The 18,713-nt window shown below is 43.0% G+C and carries 22 protein-coding genes; all 22 read left to right on the top strand.

What is annotated here, in order from left to right:
* Positions 1 to 351, top strand: a 351-nt coding sequence (locus BLS49_RS25560) for an IS66 family transposase (RefSeq protein WP_139173167.1), incomplete at its 5' end; no start/stop codon positions are given.
* 444 nt (positions 352 to 795) lie between these two features.
* Positions 796 to 1,326, top strand: coding sequence for a stalk domain-containing protein (locus BLS49_RS22180; RefSeq protein WP_091235890.1), 531 nt, complete (start codon positions 796 to 798; stop codon positions 1,324 to 1,326).
* 53 nt (positions 1,327 to 1,379) lie between these two features.
* Positions 1,380 to 1,682 (top strand): hypothetical protein, encoded by a 303-nt coding sequence (locus tag BLS49_RS22175; RefSeq protein ID WP_139173166.1) that lies wholly within the window; start codon positions 1,380 to 1,382, stop codon positions 1,680 to 1,682.
* 107 nt (positions 1,683 to 1,789) lie between these two features.
* Entirely contained in the window at positions 1,790 to 2,314 is a 525-nt protein-coding gene (locus BLS49_RS22170; RefSeq protein WP_091235887.1) for a 2'-5' RNA ligase family protein, read from the top strand.
* Between the two features lie 276 nt (positions 2,315 to 2,590).
* Entirely contained in the window at positions 2,591 to 2,692 is a 102-nt protein-coding gene (locus BLS49_RS25860) for a GNAT family N-acetyltransferase (RefSeq protein WP_175471511.1), read from the top strand.
* A 63-nt stretch (positions 2,693 to 2,755) separates the two neighbouring features.
* Positions 2,756 to 3,571 carry a GNAT family N-acetyltransferase gene (locus BLS49_RS22160; RefSeq protein WP_091235883.1) on the top strand — a complete coding sequence of 272 codons (816 nt, stop codon included), beginning with the start codon at positions 2,756 to 2,758 and terminating at the stop codon, positions 3,569 to 3,571.
* A 48-nt stretch (positions 3,572 to 3,619) separates the two neighbouring features.
* Positions 3,620 to 4,177, top strand: coding sequence for a GNAT family N-acetyltransferase (locus BLS49_RS22155; protein WP_091235882.1), 558 nt, complete (start codon positions 3,620 to 3,622; stop codon positions 4,175 to 4,177).
* Between the two features lie 169 nt (positions 4,178 to 4,346).
* Positions 4,347 to 5,393 carry a DUF4303 domain-containing protein gene (locus BLS49_RS22150; protein WP_175471510.1) on the top strand — a complete coding sequence of 349 codons (1,047 nt, stop codon included), beginning with the start codon at positions 4,347 to 4,349 and terminating at the stop codon, positions 5,391 to 5,393.
* Positions 5,394 to 5,794: 401 nt separating this feature from the next.
* Positions 5,795 to 6,676 (top strand): LysR family transcriptional regulator, encoded by an 882-nt coding sequence (locus BLS49_RS22145; RefSeq protein ID WP_091235878.1) that lies wholly within the window; start codon positions 5,795 to 5,797, stop codon positions 6,674 to 6,676.
* Positions 6,677 to 6,846: 170 nt separating this feature from the next.
* Positions 6,847 to 7,671, top strand: a complete 825-nt coding sequence (locus BLS49_RS22140; RefSeq protein WP_091235877.1) for a transporter substrate-binding domain-containing protein — start codon at positions 6,847 to 6,849, stop codon at positions 7,669 to 7,671.
* A 53-nt stretch (positions 7,672 to 7,724) separates the two neighbouring features.
* A complete protein-coding gene (locus tag BLS49_RS22135) occupies positions 7,725 to 8,510 on the top strand; it encodes an amino acid ABC transporter permease (RefSeq protein ID WP_091235875.1) in 786 nt (261 codons plus the stop codon).
* Positions 8,507 to 9,217 carry an amino acid ABC transporter permease gene (locus BLS49_RS22130; protein ID WP_091235873.1) on the top strand — a complete coding sequence of 237 codons (711 nt, stop codon included), beginning with the start codon at positions 8,507 to 8,509 and terminating at the stop codon, positions 9,215 to 9,217. Before BLS49_RS22135 ends, BLS49_RS22130 begins: the two co-directional genes overlap by 4 nt.
* Positions 9,214 to 9,966, top strand: a complete 753-nt coding sequence (locus BLS49_RS22125) for an amino acid ABC transporter ATP-binding protein (RefSeq protein ID WP_091235870.1) — start codon at positions 9,214 to 9,216, stop codon at positions 9,964 to 9,966. Before BLS49_RS22130 ends, BLS49_RS22125 begins: the two co-directional genes overlap by 4 nt.
* A gap of 19 nt (positions 9,967 to 9,985) precedes the next feature.
* Positions 9,986 to 10,990 (top strand): LLM class flavin-dependent oxidoreductase, encoded by a 1,005-nt coding sequence (locus tag BLS49_RS22120; protein ID WP_091235868.1) that lies wholly within the window; start codon positions 9,986 to 9,988, stop codon positions 10,988 to 10,990.
* Between the two features lie 37 nt (positions 10,991 to 11,027).
* Positions 11,028 to 12,197: an amidohydrolase gene (locus tag BLS49_RS22115; protein WP_091235866.1), complete on the top strand. Its 1,170-nt coding sequence runs from the start codon at positions 11,028 to 11,030 to the stop codon at positions 12,195 to 12,197.
* Between the two features lie 16 nt (positions 12,198 to 12,213).
* Positions 12,214 to 12,708, top strand: a complete 495-nt coding sequence (locus BLS49_RS22110) for a DinB family protein (protein ID WP_091235862.1) — start codon at positions 12,214 to 12,216, stop codon at positions 12,706 to 12,708.
* Between the two features lie 27 nt (positions 12,709 to 12,735).
* On the top strand, positions 12,736 to 13,284 hold the full coding sequence (locus BLS49_RS22105) for a GNAT family N-acetyltransferase (RefSeq protein ID WP_091235860.1): 549 nt from the start codon (positions 12,736 to 12,738) through the stop codon (positions 13,282 to 13,284).
* Positions 13,277 to 14,605 (top strand): LLM class flavin-dependent oxidoreductase, encoded by a 1,329-nt coding sequence (locus BLS49_RS22100; RefSeq protein WP_091235858.1) that lies wholly within the window; start codon positions 13,277 to 13,279, stop codon positions 14,603 to 14,605. Before BLS49_RS22105 ends, BLS49_RS22100 begins: the two co-directional genes overlap by 8 nt.
* 150 nt (positions 14,606 to 14,755) lie before the next feature.
* Positions 14,756 to 15,766, top strand: coding sequence for an ABC transporter ATP-binding protein (locus BLS49_RS22095; RefSeq protein ID WP_091235856.1), 1,011 nt, complete (start codon positions 14,756 to 14,758; stop codon positions 15,764 to 15,766).
* Positions 15,763 to 16,794: an ABC transporter ATP-binding protein gene (locus tag BLS49_RS22090; protein WP_091235854.1), complete on the top strand. Its 1,032-nt coding sequence runs from the start codon at positions 15,763 to 15,765 to the stop codon at positions 16,792 to 16,794. The genes BLS49_RS22095 and BLS49_RS22090 overlap by 4 nt, the downstream gene beginning before the upstream one ends.
* A 30-nt stretch (positions 16,795 to 16,824) precedes the next feature.
* Positions 16,825 to 17,775 carry an ABC transporter permease gene (locus tag BLS49_RS22085; protein WP_175471509.1) on the top strand — a complete coding sequence of 317 codons (951 nt, stop codon included), beginning with the start codon at positions 16,825 to 16,827 and terminating at the stop codon, positions 17,773 to 17,775.
* A gap of 15 nt (positions 17,776 to 17,790) precedes the next feature.
* Entirely contained in the window at positions 17,791 to 18,711 is a 921-nt protein-coding gene (gene opp4C, locus BLS49_RS22080; RefSeq protein ID WP_091235852.1) for an oligopeptide ABC transporter permease, read from the top strand.
* Positions 18,712 to 18,713: the final 2 nt, after the last annotated feature.

Here is an 18,713-nt window from a genome sequence, read left to right as displayed (position 1 = left end):
ATTCTGATGTGTGGCGAAACAGAATGGAAACAAGGGTTTATCCCCAAGGAAAAAGGTACACGCGGCAGACATGCCAAAGGAAAAGCAGGGAATTTAGCGCAGCGGTTTCAGCAATACAAAACCGCTATCCTTGCCTTTCTTCGAGATGCCCAAATTCCGTTTGACAATAATCAGGCAGAACGCGATATTCGGATGGTCAAGGTCAAAACTAAAATTTCAGGAGCTTTTCGTACAACGACGGGTACAGAGCAGTTTGCACGCATTCGCTCCATCGTCTCCACTCTCCTCAAACAGAACCTTTCCGTTCTCAAATCCCTCACTTTCGCCATTCAAGGGCGTCTTCAATTCTGATCCCACCTAAGTAGTAACGAAATATAAAAGATTTGTTATCAATATTTCTTTCAATTAAAGAATTTTATATCTTAGAGAGATTTGATTGGTATGAAAGTGAAATTGACATGATGCTTGATATAAAGGAAAACTATGAACAGAGTATAAATGAACGATTGCAAGAGCTAGACTTCATATCAGAAAAGTTAGAAGAATACATTTCAATCAAACGAATAGAAAATGTATTTCAATACATAACGAGTATAAGACAAGATATTTAAAGAATGAGAATCTAATTGCTGGATGCATTTAGAGGAGGTATTACAGCAGACATACTCCGCTTACACAGGAAACAACTTCTATTTCGGAAGTTGTTTTTTTACGCTGAGAAATGAACAATTCATAATCTTGTGGAATAATCAGGTATAATAGGGCTTATAACCAATTATAAGGAGAATTTAGGGAATGAGAAGGCTTGCTTTATTTATGCTAGTGATAGCTCTACTACTAGCAGTCATATCGCCCGCGTCCGTATCGGCTGCAGTGAAAGCTGCTCCAATACCGGAGAAAATGCCGCATAGGGTAGCCATGGCATTAAATTCAAAATACATACAGATTGACAACAAAAGCATTGAACTCGGCAAGAAGAGCCATCATGAACTGCCTGATCTTTTTACCAATGTACTGCTGATTCCGGTTAAGCCGCTCGCCGACGGGTTTCAGGGGTCCTATAGTTTAAATGCAAAAACCAAGAAAGTCCAGCTGGTGCTAGATCAGGTCAAGTTTGAGTTTACTCTGCACAGCAAAGAAGCCAAGGTCAACGGCCAGTCGGTCACAATGCCTTACGAGGTGCGGTTGGACAGCGACATCGTCAAAGTTCCGACCCAAGTATTTGTGGATAGCCTGAAACGTTACGATGTTTTGGTGTTCGACCAAAGAGCCGTCGTATTCAGGGAAAAGGGAAAAGTGGAGGTCGGACAGGCCCAAAGGATCTGAAGCAGATCGAGGCTCAGCTGATCCAGGATTATGATGCGGAGATGGTGGCGGAGTTGAAGCAAGAGACAGCGAAAATTGCCGATGAAATCAGTGTGTCCGGTATGACGGATTATGAAAAAGTGCTGGCGGTTAATGAATACCTGGTCAAAAAGAAACGGTTTGCGCGCGCTGGGCAATTTGGTCTGCTCAACGTTTTTGGTTCCACGACTGGAGATGGTGAGAGCTTCGCTTATGCCGCCGGTTTGCTGTTTTTTTATAATTGGAATAGGGCACTTGAGGAAAGCACAGATCTTAAACTAATATCAGAAATCCCCTCATATTTAAGTGAATCAGGCGAAAAACCTCTGCGAGGCTAAGGCTTTGACCCGGCGCTGAGCGCCTTAAGCTTCTTGGGTTTGTGAATACAATAACGTTAGACGAAAGAACGAAGAGAATAAACAATATAAACAATAGGTGAGTTTCAATGGCGTATCTAGTTTTAGCATATCCAAAGTTGTCAAAAGAAGATTACACATGGATTCAGGAATTTAGAAAATTACACGATGAGCAATATTATGAAGTGGTTGAACCGCATTTCACCATCGTATTTCCTACGTTCGGGAAATCTATTGATGATTTCATTAAAGAAGTTGAAAAACAATCAAGAGACTTCATTTCATTTGATTTTACTATACGGTGCGCAGTAATAAATAAGGATTCCTTTAGTGATGACTGGCATGTTTTCTTAACTCCTGATCAAGGCCATAGTAATGTTGTTAAGCTCCACGATAAGCTATATTCAGATTTTCTTCTAGATACTTTATTTCTGGAGTTACAATTTGTTCCTCATATCGGTGTGGCAAATTCTAAGGATAAATGGAAATGCAAAAAGCTGGTTGATGAATTTAACGACTCAAACAAGATTATAAATGGAAGAGTAGAGTCAATAGATATTGTGAGTTTTGAGGACAATAAGGTTGATCATATAAAGAAGATCAGCCTGGTATAATTTTGAAAGTTACTCATGGTTTCTTCGTTTCATCACCGTATTCACGCTTCATGGCTATCGCCCCTCGGTTGTCTGATGTAATGATGGAAGAAGAATAGACAACAAACGACCCAGCATAAGATAAGAGCTATCTAAGGCTGGGTCGTTTTGTGTTAAAACTATATCATGGATATTCATATAAACTCATAAGATTTATGTTGCATATATGAATGATTGTTTAGTTGGAATAATTGAAATAGGAAACAACAATCACGGTAAATTCTTTCACCCAATTCAGTGGATTTTTATAGAAGTAAGGGGTTCTGCTGTATTGAGGATGAGAAGACTATAAACGGCATTAGATTTACAAGAATGAAATTAGAGATTAATAAAAATTGAAATATATAAAGGCTATTTGCAGCTAACTAAATAAGACAATTACTTGAGATTGGGGGGAGTAAAGTGATAACAGAACTTAATAAACAAGACTTTTACAGGATACGGCACATTACTGATAAGTGTAAGAATATCGAGGTTCGGGCTGTAGTTAACGAGAATAACCCGGGCACTATCTATGCGGATCATCCAACGGAACCTAGGGCAGCTTTAATTTGGATCCAAGGCCAACAAGGTTTTCAGCTCGTCGGAGACACGCAGAGTAAAATATTTTTAGAAAGCCTAGAAGGGTATATGAGAACCTATATTGAACCCAAACTAAAGAAACAAGATATTAATTGGGTTGAGATTGGTGGTGAAATGGATACTTGGGATAAAACGATACAAGCAATATTTTATAATCGTAATATTTCGAGTGATATTCAACATGTGTTCTGTTTTAAGGAGAATTCGAAATCTATAGGTTTTCAGGATAGGGATAACATTATTCGGAAAATAGATGCAGATTTGTTGAAATCAGGCCGGTTGGAAAACCACTCTTTTTTAGAAAAGAAGATTTTACATTTTTGGGATTCTATAGACTCTTTCTTACAACATGGATTTGGATACTTTGCTGAGTATAATAACAATGCGGTGAGTTTATGCTTTTCGGCATTTGTTGCGGAACAAACACATGCTATTGATATAGAAACCCTAGAAGGGTACAGAAAAAGTAATTATGGCACAGCAGTAGCTAGCGCATTTCTACAAGAATGTATCCAAAAAGGAATTCATCCTTACTGGGATTGTACTCCAGAGAATACAGGGTCTATTCGAATAGCGAAAACAATTGGAATGACACCTGATTTTGACTATCAGATATTTTGGTATGGGCTATCATAACGGTAAGGGATTTCAGAAAAGTTGGGATGCAAAGGAGAATGAATTATTATGATAAATCATAAAGGCACGCAGATTATAAAGACAGAGAGGTTGTTATTAAGAAGGATACTTCCTGATGATGCAGAAATGGTCTATTTATGGATGAGTGACCCTGATGTGTGTAAATATGAACGTTGGTCACCGCATCAAAGTATTGGTTATTCTCATGGATATATCGTAGAAGTATTCGATGGATATAAGTCTGAATTAACATATCAGTGGGGGATACAATTAGGTGATGAGCTTATCGGTTCTGTAAGTATAGTTAATGTGAATGATTATGATCAGAAAGCAGTTTTGGGATACTGTCTTGCAAAAAAGTATTGGTCGAAAGGTTATACAACGGAAGCCGTAAGAGCCGTAATACATTACATGTTATTCGAGGTAGGGTTGAATAGAATCGAAGCGACCCATTCTGTGAATAATATAGCATCTGGAAGAGTGCTGCAGAAGATAGGAATGGTTTTGGAAGGCTTTGCCAAACAATATTATTTTTGTAACTCTGGCTTACAGGATAGTAATCTTTATGCAATAACTAGGAAGGACTATGGGGAAAATATGAAATAAGTATACTTTAAAAGTGGCAGATGGAAATGCATTTTTTTCATGAAGGATACGGAAAGTAAGTGACGATGGTTTTTTCAAACAACACAAACGGCTTTTGCAGATGCTGGAAGGGATTTATTTAAATACTGCAATTAGTTCCTTGAGAAAGAAAAAAGGAGGAAATATTTGTATGAAAAATCTTGATTTCAATTTAATGAAAAGTCTATTATTGGATCATTTTAGAAAAAACCTCGAGAAATTTGCAGCTACAATTGAGAATAAAGAAGTGTATGCAGTGATATTGGACTGCCATGCTACTTATGGGACTGTTAATATGAAGTGGAATACCGTAAATTCGTTTAAAAATAGGGCAGATAAATATTATAGTTCATATACCCCAGACCAATTACTCGGCGCCAGGGGAGTAGAATACAATGTTGGAGATTTTTACTATGAAGATTCCAAACAACCTGAGGAAATTAATAATTTTGAGAACTTGTATGAAAATGTACTTTCGGAATACTTTGATAGTGAAGATGAAGAATCATACAATGAATTAATTCAGAAGTTTATCAATACTTTAGTTGAAATAGTATACGAACTTGCACCAACTTTTTCACAACTAAATAAGACTGATAATTTTATTGCATATATTGTTGAACATGACTCAGATGACTTAGAATACATAAAAAAGACAGTAACAATTGAAGATTATTATAAAGCATTTCCAAAAATGAAAGAATATGATCAATATTTGAGCACAATATATTCTTTGCCAAAAGAAGATCAAGTTACCCATTGGTGTAATTTGTTATACGAATTATTAATTGAAAAGGATACAGATGGAACAAGATCTTTAAAACAAATGTATCGCAATAAGTATGATGTTGAGGAAGAAATAATTAAATTAGGATTAATTGCCTCCAGTAATGTAGTTACGCTCTTTGAAGTATTTTCCGGTTACGTTCCATCAGTCGATGGCTTAATTATTCAAAGCGAAATTCACACTCGGTGGATGTTCTTAAATATTCTGATTGATATAAAAAATGCAGATGAGGAAACAATTAATCGATTAAAGCAAATTCTTATAAGAAAATATGAAATCGATAATGAGATACAAGAATGTATAAATATTGCAAGAACACTTCATGCACTTGATTCTTCACGCTTTCCAGAAGAAGTACATGATAAAAGTAGAGTTAGGTTGTTAAACTTTGAAGAATATAAGAATAAGTAGTATTTACATTCAAAAAGTCGGTCACTTCCGAAAATTATGTTCCCGCTTCAAGGCGGATCATCTCTCGGTTGACAAATATTATGGAATTTGTTTTCGCTCGCACCGGCTAAGGCATTCCCGGAGTGTGTTTGCCTGGCTGTTTATCACGATGATGTTAGACAGTGGGGGAAATCCGCTCATACTGCAATTGACAATTGACAGATATCGTAAAGATGGTAAAATGAGGATAATATTACAGTAAACTCATAGGAATTATATGTATTATTTTTAAATAACCAAATAATGACGCATGCGTTTCAAAACGGGCAATTAACGCGTCGACCGGACCGCCGGAGACCTTCTGTTCATTTTTTTAAAATGGTAGGTCTCTTTTTTTATATAAAATTTGGGAGGTGTATAAAGTGAATCTAGAAAATATCGAGGCATTTGTCCATATTATTCATTATGGGAGCTTTAATAAAGCGGCAGAAGTCTTATATTTGTCGCAGCCTTCCGTCACAGCTCGAATTCAATCGCTTGAACGGGAGCTCAATTGCAAGCTATTTGATCGTCTTGGCAAAGGGGTCCAGATTACCGAGGAAGGCAAGCGTTTTTTACCTTATGCACAGCAAATACTCATGACCTATCAAAAAGGAAAGCTGCACATTAGTCATAACAAGTCGTTACCCGAAGAGCTGCGTATAGGGTGTACGACCTCGGTTTCCAATTACACCATTCCAGAATTAATTCCACGCTTGAAACAACAATTTCCGAACATACATTACAGACTCACAACGGGCACTACGGATGATATCCTTGCCAAGGTTGTTAACAATGAAGTAGATTTAGGATTTGTCCGAAATGTTAACCATCCGAATCTACAATCTATCAAATTTTACGAGGACCCAATACGCCTTTATGTATATGAAGGACATCCATTTCTTATGAAAAACAATCTGTCGATTGAAGACATTGCTTCTCAGCCTCTTGTTTTTTTTGAGTGCGGTGCACTTGATTGGCTTCGTGTTCATCGGATATTCGAAAGTTTGGATCGTCCCCCCAATATTCAGTTTCTTACTGATAACTCGGAAACAGCCAAAAAATTGGTGATCCAAAAGGCAGGTATAAGTTTTCTTCCAAGCTTGAGCGTGAAGGAGGAAACTCGCGACGGTAGACTTGTTCCAATTTGGATGACTGAAACTGAAGATATTTCTCTGCAAACCAACATCGTTTCTTCCCACGGCAAACACCGTTCCATTCTGGAATCGATCTTAGAGTTAGGAAAGGATCTATTTACGCCATAGGCTTTACAAATAAACAATCAATTGATTGTTTGGATAATTATATAGAATTTATCTATTATGGAATGCATTGACCTCCTATAAGGCGAGTGCTAAAGTTGTTTCAAACCTAATCCTTACTTATCACGTATGAATTATTGGTTTTTGAAAATACAAAAAATGGAGGAATTATTTTGAAAAAAAATACTGTTTTCGCATTTGTACTTATTCTTGGACTTATCGTATCAGGTTGCGGTTCTAATACCTCTTCGAGCACTGCTTCGAACAACTCATCAGACAAATCCGACCAAGTTAAGAAGGTCATTGTCGGTACGGGCAATGATTTCGAACAGGTGGCCTTCCTGGATAAGGATGGAAAGCTGACTGGCTATGATGTTGAGGTAATTAAAGAGATTGACAAGCGACTAACCCAATATGAATTTGAGTTTCAAACGATGGACTTCTCTAACATTCTTCTTAGTTTGGAGACGAAGAAAGTCGATCTTGCGGCTCACCTATTCGAAAAAAATCCGGAACGGGAGCAAAAATTTGTATTTAACAAGGAACCTTACGCCTATTGGAGAAACAAAATTATCGTAGCGTCAGACAACAATGATCCGATCACAACGCTTGATGATTTAAAAGGTAAAAAGGTACTAATTGGCCCAACAAGTGCTCAAGCCCAAATACTTGAAAACTTTAACAAAGAGAATAAAGACGGCATTGAGATTGTGTACCAGCAAAACGACGCTAACGATGAGGTCTTACAAGTCTCTACTGGACGCGTGTACGCGACGATCGGAGCAGACTTCCTTCTCCCGATCAAAGATCCTCAAGGCAAGCTCAAAACGGTAGGGGATTCTCTTAACGAGGGGAACATTCTGTATGTATTTCGCAAAGATGATGCGGAGTCACAGAAGCTTGCCGATGCTGTAGATGCCACAATTAAGGAGCTAAAAGCGGATGGTACTCTAGCTAAGCTCAGCACGGAATGGCTGGGTCAAGACTTTTCGAAATAACGGCCAGCGGCCAGCGGTTAAACGATTATCTGCTTGAGAGGTGAGACGGGAAGATGGGCCAACATCCATTTGATATCTCCTATGTATTCGAATATTTTGTAAAACTGCTCCCATCCTTGAAGATTACATTACTTATCGTGTTTAGTTCTATTCTAATCGGGGTTGTCGTCGGGCTTCTGGTTGCGCTCCCCCGGCTTTATCAAATTCCGGTTCTTAAGCGATTTTCACAGATTTATGTTTCCTTTTTCAGAGGAACTCCAATTCTTATTCAGTTATTTCTCTTTTACTACGGAGTGCCAGAAGTATTGAAAATCATTGGGCTCGATATCTCGAAGACGTCAGCACTATACTTCGTAATTCTGACTTACTCTCTACACAGCGGAGCATATATCTCTGAAATGATTCGAGGTGCGATCACAGCGGTGAATCTGGGGCAAGTCGAAGCCGCTTATGCGATGGGAATGAACGGTTATCAGGCATTTAGCCGCATCGTGCTTCCTCAGGCGATCGCCATTTCCATCCCTGTATTCGCTAATCTGGTTATTGGAAATTTAAAGGATACGTCGCTTGCTTTTTCATTAGGCATTATGGAAATGACGGGAACAGCGCGGACGATTGGAGCATTGTCACAACGATTTGTGGAAATTTATATTTCTCTCGCCCTGCTTTATTTATTGATAAGCTTTGTGCTCCAGAAGCTCTTTGTTTATGTCGAAAGGCGTCTACACCGTCATGAATCCGATACAATGGCAACTCAAAGGGAACATAGTGGCAGGAGACGTTTGTTTCACAAATTTGAATCCATATCAGACATCCCGAGTAAGGAGGCCAGGCTATGAAAATCGACCTGCAGTTTATCTGGACAGCGCTAATTGAATTGTTATCCGTCGTTCCGACAACGCTGGCAATTACAGCTGTGTCTATGCTGTGCGGATTGGCGATTGGCATAGTTGTAGCACTGATCAGAAGGTATAGAGTGCCTGTTCTTAATTCAGTTGCGGCCTCTTATGTCACCTTTATTCGTGGAACGCCGATGTTGACTCATTTACTTATAATCTACTTCGGTTTACCAGTAATCATTGATAGCTTGGCTGTTCAATTTGGGTGGTCATTTCGCTCCGTGAGCATCCCCATGATCGGTTTCGCCTATATTTCGTTCTCGATTACAGCGGGGGCCTATTTATCCGAGGTAGTTCGGTCCGGATTGCAGGCGGTCGAAAAGGGACAGCTCGAGGCAGCTTATTCAATCGGTATGACGACGAGGCAAGCGATGGGCCGAATTGTGTTTCCCCAGGCTTTTGCAATTATATTGCCTAGCTTGTCGAACAGTACGATCAGTATGCTGCACGGCTCTACTCTAGTATTCACTGTCTCCGTTGTTGACATCAATGCCAAATCGCAAATTATAGCTTCATCAAATTGGAAGTTCTTTGAGGCTTATATCGCCGCAGCTATCATTTATTGGGGAATAACGATACTGATCGAACGGCTGTCCGCCCTGCTGGAGAAGCGAATCAATATTTATAACCGAGGTGGTGTGACATGATCAAGCTCACGCAAATCAAGAAATCATATGGACGCCATCAGGTGTTAAAAGGAATAGATTTGTCTGTGGAGCAAGGGGAGGTCGTTGCCATACTGGGTCCAAGTGGATCAGGCAAAACAACTCTGCTTCGATGCATGAATTATTTGGAGCGACCAAGCGAAGGGGAGATAACGATTGATGGGTTTACCGTCAATTGTAAACGTCCAAGCAAGTCGGACATTCACGCACTACGCAAGAAGTCAGCTATGGTATTTCAACAGTACAATCTCTTCCGTCATAAAACAGCTTTAGAAAACGTGATGGAAGGTCTGGTTATCGTCCAAAAGGTTCCGAAGGAGCAAGCACGTAAACAAAGTATTGAATTGCTGGAGAAGGTGGGCCTCGGTAATAAGCTCGACTCATATCCGAGCCAGCTGTCTGGCGGTCAGCAGCAACGGGTTGGGATCGCAAGGGCACTCGCGCTGAATCCAAAGGTCATTCTGTTTGACGAACCGACATCATCGCTTGATCCTGAGCTTGTCGGGGAGGTGCTGGCGGTCATCCGCAAGATAGCCAAGGAAGGAATCACGATGATTATCGTTACGCATGAAATGGGCTTTGCTCAAGAAGTGGCTGGCCATGTAATTTTCATTGACGACGGTACTATTGTGGAGAGCGGAACACCAGATGAACTGTTTAACTCTCCTAAGGAAGAACGAACAAAACAATTTTTGAAGCGATTTACCCCCGACGGCACTTATTCCATCTAATCGTTAGGAGAGTATGCATATGACATTGAAATTTGGAATATTGGATCAAAGCATCGTGTTTCCAGGTCAGACCCCCGCAGAAGCTCTCGGTAATACAGTCAAGCTTGCCCAACTCGCAGAATCGCTCGGCTATGAGCGGTTTTGGGTATCGGAGCATCACGATAACGACGAATACGCAGGTTCATCACCAGAAGTACTCATCGGGTATTTACTGGCTCATACAACGAATATTCGGATAGGCTCAGGCGGCGTTATGCTGCAGCATTACAGTCCATACAAAGTAGCTGAAAATTTTAATGTTCTTGCTTCCTTGGCTCCCGGACGCGTTGATCTGGGTATCGGCCGCGCACCGGGCGGACTGCCGCGTTCAACCAAAGCTTTACAGCTGGCAGATCCGGGGAAGCTGGATGAGAAGCTTGATGAGGTTGCAGCATTTCTTCATGGGCCTGCGGACAATGAACATTCGCTCGCTGGGTTGAAGGCTGCTCCGTTGCCTCAGCATCCGGCCGATATTTATTTGCTTGGCACGAGCGTAGCAAGTGCTGAATTGGCAGCAGAGAGAGGGCTTCCGTATGTGTTCGCTTTATTTATTAACAACGATCCCGATACGGCGAAGCAAGCTTTTGACTTATATCGAAGCAGGTTCAATTATGAGCGAGGTACTGAGCCAAAGCCTATACTCGCTTTGTCCGTCATCGCTGCTGATACGGAGAATGAGGCAGTGGAGCTGGCCGGGGAGCTTAAGAGTGTTCGAGTTACACTGACTAGCGGCAAATCAGTGAACGTCGGATCGGTGGAGAAAGCTGAGGAGTTTGGGAGACAGGCGGGAGAAGCGTTTACTTACGAGGTGCGGGATGCTGACATCACAAAAGGCACAAAAGAAACGGCTCGCAAGCGGATTTTAGAATTGAAAGAGCGATATGGAGTAGAAGAGTTTATTTTCACAACAGTTGTTAGTGACTTCGATAAACGGGTGCGTTCCTTTACTTTGATCAAGGAAGCCTTTGAGGAGCTTACCGTATAAAAGGATGGCTTGCGCTCGAGAGCTGGGAGGGAGGGCTATGGGTTCACAGCAATGGAACGAATCATTTGAACAAAAATTGGTATCTATTCGACGTCATTTGCATGAAAACCCGGAGCTGTCGAATGAAGAATATGAAACATCGGCTTCTATTCGAAAATGGCTTGCGAGTGAGGGCATCCAGATTAAGGATTATCCTCTTCGCACGGGTGTAATTGCAGAGGTTGGCGGCCTACATGATGGTCCGATTATCGCCATCCGTGCGGACATCGATGCACTTCCGATTCAGGAAGAATCGGGGCTGCCTTATTCATCTCGTATTCCAGGCAGGATGCATGCCTGCGGTCATGATTTTCACACCGCAGCGATCTTGGGTGCGGCTATATTGCTAAAGGAGAAGGAACACGAGCTGCAAGGGACCGTTCGATTCCTGTTCCAGCCAGCCGAGGAAAAAGCGAAGGGTGCTTTACAGATGATTGAAAGCGGGGGGCTCGAGGGTGTTCAGGCCATATTCGGATTGCATAATAAACCGGATTTGCCGGTTGGGACAATGGGTATCAAAGATGGCCCGATTATGGCTGCCGCCGACGGCTTCGCTGTTGAGGTACAAGGGCGTGGCAGTCACGCAGCATTACCGGAGTCCGGTCTTGATCCGATCGTAATTGCTGCTCACATCGTGACCGCCTTGCAGTCCATCGTTAGCCGCAATGTAGGCGCTCTTGAAAGTACCGTCGTTAGCATAACCAGACTAAATAGCGGGACTGCATGGAATGTGATACCTGAGTCAGCTGTGTTTGATGGTACTTTACGTACGTTCGATGAAGGAGTACGGAGTACCGTAAGGAGAAGATTTGACAACATTGTCGCCGGAGTGGCCGATGCGTTTGAATCAAAAGCAAGTGTGAGATGGATCGACGGACCACCTGCTGTGATTAACGATGCAGCATGGGCAGAGCAAGCTCGCAACACGGCGAATTCGATTGGCTTAACCGTCGTAGATCCGTTGCCTTCGCTTGCAGGAGAGGATTTTGCATTTTATCTGAAGAAAATTCCAGGGGTATTTGTCTTCCTTGGAACTTCAGGGCCTCAGGAATGGCATCATCCGGCATTTGATGTGGATGAACGGGCACTTCCAATCGGAGCTTCGTTCTTTACCGCACTCGCTCAAAATGCTCTGAAACGATTGACAAAGGAGTCCAACCAAACGTAAAGGTGGAGGGGTAAAAATGAGTCAATTACCAGTCAATATTGAGTTGTATCTGCATACGCATGATCAGTTGTCTCAAGCGATTGAAGGTTTGTCAGACGAAGCGCTTAAGTGGAAGGCAGCATCGAATCAATGGAGCGTGACGGAAGTGTTGACCCATCTGGTGGATCATAACATTGTTGTTTCATTTCGAATAAGAGAGATTTTATCCGATTCCGAAGCGCGTCTTCCTGCCTTCAGCCAAGATTCATGGGTAGCTGGCCAAAAAGCGAATGAAGGGTCTGTAACAGATTATTTAAATGCATTTAAAGCTTTGCTTCATTATAATAGTCTGCTTTTCCAACGTTTGTCAGAGGAAGATTGGGCGAAGAGGGGTGTTAACTGGAAAGGTGATAGCGTGTCACTGTCAGCTATTATTCAGTCTTTCATCACTCACGTCCAAACCCATCTCGCACAAATTGAGAGAATTAAGCAAGGAGAGAGTGCCTCTCACAATTCGAGTTGCTCACTATGAACGAATCTTTCATGGAAGCAGGTGCAAATGATGACAAGAAGAGCAGTCCTGATCCGCGATGCGGAAAGATCGGATGTTGAAGCGATTAAAAAAGTTTTGCTGGATGCTTACAGTCAATACGAGTTTTTATTGGAAAAAGAACGCTGGGACCAATACAAAGCAGACATAGTTAAATCGGTAACCGATACGGGAGTCAAAGCGAGAATCGTAGCCGAACTGGACGAGGAAATTGTCGGAAGTGTGTTTTTGTACCCCTCGTCCGATGCGGCTTATGGGCTTCCGGAACTGAACATTAATACCCCGATTATACGTCTGCTCGCTGTAGCAAGAGAGGTTAGGGGGCTCGGAATCGCTACGGAGCTAATTCGAGCAAGTGTCAGGAAGTCACTGAGATGGGGTGCGGATACATTGCATCTTCATACGAATGAATTGATGTATGCCGCAATCAGACTTTACGAACAGCTTGGCTTCGAGCGGGCGAATGACAAAGATATTATTAAAGGTGACTCCGTTGTGAAGAGCTACCGTCTTCATTTGAAGGAAACGACAATTTTAGGAGGGAGAAAACATGGGTAACCGGAAACAACTGAAATTCGGTGCTCTGATTCACGGAGTGGGTGGAACCGCAACGGCATGGCGGCATCCGGAGGTTCCTGTTGATGCGAGCGTGAGTTTTTCATTCTACAAGGAGCAAGCATTAACAGCGGAAGCAGGTAAATTTGATCTAGTCTTTATTGCTGATGGATTGTACATCAACGAGAAGTCGATTCCGCATTTTTTGAACCGATTCGAACCGATAACGATTTTGTCTGCAATTGCAGCAGTAACTTCGAAAATTGGTCTTGTCGGGACATTGTCCAGCTCTTATAGCGAGCCTTTCACCGTAGCCAGACAATTTGGCTCCATCGATCATATCAGTGGCGGGCGGTCAGGATGGAATGTTGTAACCTCTCCACTTGAAGGGTCAGCCAAAAATTACGGTAAATCCGAGCATCCTTCTCACGACGAGCGCTATAAGATCGCAGAAGAGCATTTGCAAGTTGTCCGCGGGTTATGGGATTCATGGGAGGACGATGCCTTTGTACACAACAAAGAGACGGGTGTCTTTTTCGATCGGGAAAAGCTGCATCGTTTGAATCATCAGGGCAAATATTTTTCGGTTGAAGGGCCGCTTAACATTGCACGTTCAAAGCAAGGACATCCAGTCATCTTTCAGGCGGGCTCATCCGAAAGTGGTAAAAATCTCGCCGCAAAAGGCGCTGATGCAGTTTTCGCGGGAGCAGATAATATCGAGGAGGCAAAGCTCTTCTATAAGGATGTCAAAGACCGGGCTGTAGCGGCGGGTCGCTCGCGTGACGACATCGTCATACTTCCGGGAATCAATCCGATTATCGGTCGTACTCAAGAGGAAGCTGACTTAAAGTATGAGGAGCTAGCTAGCCTGATTAATATTGATGTTGCGCTGCAATATCTCGGTCGCTTTTTTGATCATCACGATTTTTCTCAATATCCACTCGACGAGCCGTTTCCTGATCTGGGAGAGATCGGAAGCAACAGCTTCCGAGGGAATACGGACAAAATCAAAAAAAATGCGCGGGAGAAAGGCCTCACTCTCCGGCAAGTTGCGTTGCATTCTGCGGCACCACGCAGCGACTTCGTCGGAAATCCGGAAAAAATAGCGGACCTGATCCAGCAATGGTATGAGGAGGGTGCAGCCGACGGATTCATTATCCATGCGCCTATTCCGAGTGCCCTAAAGGATTTTGTACAACTTGTTGTGCCGATTTTACAGGAACGCGGCATTTACCGGACAGAGTATGAAGCCGAAACGCTTCGTGGAAATTTAGGCTTGTCATTTCCGAAAAACCGATATACAGTCGCTAATTCAAGAGTTTGAAATATTTTATTAGTGTATAGATTTATTCTATTATCCAGACTTTACCATATTAAGGTATGCTGATGTAAATAAAAACTAATTAAATACATGGGAATTGTAAGTAATAACTTTGCAGAGTATATGCCCATTTCTGAAAGCAGGTGAGTGCAAATGGAGCTGCTGTTGGAAGTCGATCATTTACAAATTGCCTTCCAAACTGATCAGGGAGAACTCATATCCGTGGATGAGGTAAGTTTTGAACTGGGATCAGGCGAGACTATCGCTATTGTGGGTGAATCGGGTTGCGGGAAGAGCGTGACATCCCTATCTATTATGGGTTTGCTCGGAACAAGTGGTTCTGTTATCCAGGGTGAGATTCGGTTCAATGGTTCCATATTAACTGACTGCACCGAAAATCAGCTGCGAAGACTACGTGGCAGCGAGATTTCGATGATATTTCAGGAGCCGATGACGTCTTTAAATCCGGTTATTCCGATCGGCGAACAAATTGCAGAAACCGTTCGTCTCCACCAGAATAAATCACGTAAAGAAGCGAAGGCGATTGCTGTGGATATGTTAAGAAAGGTTGGCATACCACGGCCCGAAGCAATTATAAAGGAATATCCCCACGCATTGTCAGGCGGTATGCGTCAGCGGGTTATGATTGCAATGGCACTAATATGTAAACCGAAGCTTCTTATTGCGGATGAGCCGACAACGGCACTTGATGTCACCATTCAAGCGCAAATTCTTGAGTTGATGAAGCAACTGCAGCAAGAAAGTGGTGCGGCGATCTTGTTGGTCACGCATGACTTGGGCGTAGTGGCAGAAATGGCAGATCAAGTGATCGTCATGTATGCGGGACAGGTGGTTGAAACAGCGGATGTGTTCACTCTGTTTCGTGCTCCACAGCATCCATATACACAAGGATTAATGAAGTCCATTCCACGTCTTGATCAGCACAAAAAAGAGCAATTGTTTGCAATTCCAGGTGCTGTACCTTCACTTAAGGAGATACCTTCCGGATGTCGATTTCATCCTCGTTGTCCACTTGCTGTAGGGCGTTGTGAAGAGGAGCAACCTGAGCTTATCTCCGCAGCGGATGGACACCGCGTACGGTGTTGGATGGCTGGGAACACGGAACAAATTTTCGTAAATCATACTGTTGAGGTAACCGTATGACTAGGCCAGAGTTGATCGATAACAAGCCTATCCAGGCTAAAGAATCTGACCCGCCCAACAAGCCTTTACTCCTGCAAATCGAACGATTACAAACTTATTATCCTGTACGTAATGGTGTTTTTTCGAATACGGTGAGCCACATCAAGGCAGTAGATGATGTCAGTCTATCGATGTATGAAGGAGAGACCATTGGCTTGGTAGGCGAATCAGGTTGTGGCAAATCAACGATTGGACGTTCCATCTTACGACTCGAAAATCCAAGATCGGGACGTATCATATTTGACAATGAAGACATCACGCATTACACGCAGCGACAGTTAAAGCCTGTTCGCACGAGAATGCAGATGATATTTCAGGATCCTTATGCATCATTAAATCCAAAAATCAGAATATTCGATGCGCTTGCAGAACCGTTAATTGTTCACAAGCTCGCAGAGCGTAGAGAAGTTCAGCGGAAGGTGGATTCATTACTTCAACTGGTAGGATTACCTCGATCGGCCAGCAATCGCTACCCACATGAATTTTCCGGCGGGCAGCGTCAGCGCATCGGTATTGCAAGAGCCATTTTGTGTAGGCCGAAGCTAATTGTATGTGATGAACCGGTGTCAGCACTCGATGTCTCTATTCAAGCTCAAATTCTTAATCTGCTTCAGGATTTACAGGATGAGCTAAAGCTGACGTATTTGTTCATTTCTCATGGTATTGGCGCAGTGAAACAGATCAGTTCAAGAATCGCTGTCATGTATCTGGGTAAAATTGTGGAGGTAGCTGAAGCAGAGGAATTGTTTCGTAATCCCCGGCATCCATACACACAGCTCTTATTAAGCACATATCCTGCCCCAGATCCGACGCTTCGAACGAACAAAAAAATGATCATTCGCGGCGATGTACCAAGTCCTGCCCATCCGCCTTCAGGCTGTCGGTTTCATACAAGGTGTCCTTATGTGCAAGAGCGTTGCCTTAAGGAAGAGCCTGTGATTTCCGAAGGTCATCATACTGTAGCATGTCACTATCCGCTTACATTATAGCGATAAGGCGGTGGAAGGGAGAGAGATTCAATGGGACATTACATCGTTCGCAGGATAATGATTGCCATTCCTGTATTTTTTGGAATTACACTGCTTAGCTTCCTGATCATGAATATGGCTCCAGGCAATCCTGTGGATATGCTAATCAATCCCAATATACCCAAAGAGATGCTGGAGCTCAAAAAAGAGCGACTAGGTCTGAATGATCCGTTATTTGTTCAGTATGTGAAGTGGCTCGGCGGATTTCTCAAAGGAGACCTTGGTTATTCCTTTAGCAGCTTCGCCCCTGTGTCCCAGTTGATCGGTGAGAGGATAGGTCCCACCTTGCTACTGGCGTCCTCATCCCTGCTGGTTGGTATATTAATCGCTGTTCCTGTAGGGGTGATTAGTGCAATCCATCAAAATTCAAAATTGGATTATATCATGACAGGACTTTCATTTCTGGGTACGTCAATACCTCCCTTTTTCCTGGGACTAGGGTTGATATACATGATGGGGATTGAATTGAAGTGGTTGCCTACAGGAGGAATGAAGACGCTTGGGGGAACAGGGGGCATCAGCGACATCATCTTACATATGATTCTTCCAGTCACAGTTCTGGGTGTTACCATTGCGGGGAAAAAGGTTCGATATGTTCGCGCCAGTATGCTGGATGTGCTTCAGCAGGAATATTTACGTACGGCGAGAGCCAAAGGGCTTAGCGAGTTTATAGTGACGAATAAGCATGCGCTTCGCAATGCCTTAATCCCTATTATTACCGTAGTCGGTGCTGAAATCCCCTTACTGCTTGGCGGCAGTATTATTATTGAGCAAGTTTTTCAATGGCCTGGTATTGGGCAATTAACGATGGAGGCGATTCTATCAAGGGACTATCCGACGTTAATGGGATTAAACCTCGTAGCTGCTTGCATCGTGCTATCGACGAATCTGATCACAGACATCCTGTACGCGGCGGTCGATCCACGTATTTCATACAACTGATAGGAGGATAAGTGAATGTCCGTTACGGAAATTCCATGGAGGCAAGATGCCGCCGCTTCAGATAAGGGGGAAGAGCACGAGCAACCGATACATGAGATCGAGAGTTATGCAAAGCAAGTGAGGCGTAAGTTCCTCAAGCACAAGCTGGCGGTGTGGGGACTCGTGACGACCTTGCTATTGCTGGGCATCGGGATTTTAGCCCCTTGGATAGCACCGTATAATCCTAATGAAGTTACGGATGTATTCGCAGCCCGTCCATCGCTTATGCACTGGTTAGGAACGGATCAAGTAGGGCGAGATGTGCTAAGCCGCTTAATATATGGAACAAGGGTATCCTTGATCATTGGATTTGTCACTGTAGCCCTGTATGTAACGTTCGGTACGTTGATTGGCATGTTAGCCGGTTACTATGGCAGATGGCTCGATATGCTACTGATGCGTATAACTGATATCTTTTTAAGCTTTCCCTATATGCTGGTCGTATTGGTCATTGTTAGTATACTAGGTGCCAATATTTCAACCATAATGATCGTCCTGGCTTTATTCAAATGGCCAACAATCGCCATGCTTGTAAGGGGAAGTGTTCTATCTATAAAGGAAATGGATTATGTGCGAGCAAGCATGACATTGGGATATAGCACCCCGCGCATCTTGTTTCGACATATTCTGCCCAATGCCCTGAGTCCCATCATTGTGAATGCAACGTTTGGCGTTGCCAGTACGATTCTTAGCGAGGCAGGGCTCAGCTTTCTGGGAATGGGGGTTAAATCTCCTCAGGCGAGTCTTGGAAATATGCTGCATGATGCACAATCGTTAACAGTCCTGACGGACCAGCATTGGTTGTGGCTGCCTGCGGGCCTTGTCATACTCATTACAGTTTTAGCGTTTAACTTTGTAGGAGACGGACTTCGTGATGCATTAGATGCAAGACCCTAGCA

It is taken from the genome of Fontibacillus panacisegetis, from assembly GCF_900102215.1.
GTDB classification, from domain to species: Bacteria; Bacillota; Bacilli; order Paenibacillales; family Paenibacillaceae; genus Fontibacillus; species Fontibacillus panacisegetis.
Note: the sequence above shows the minus strand (reverse complement) of the source record. Positions and strands in the feature narration are given on the sequence as shown.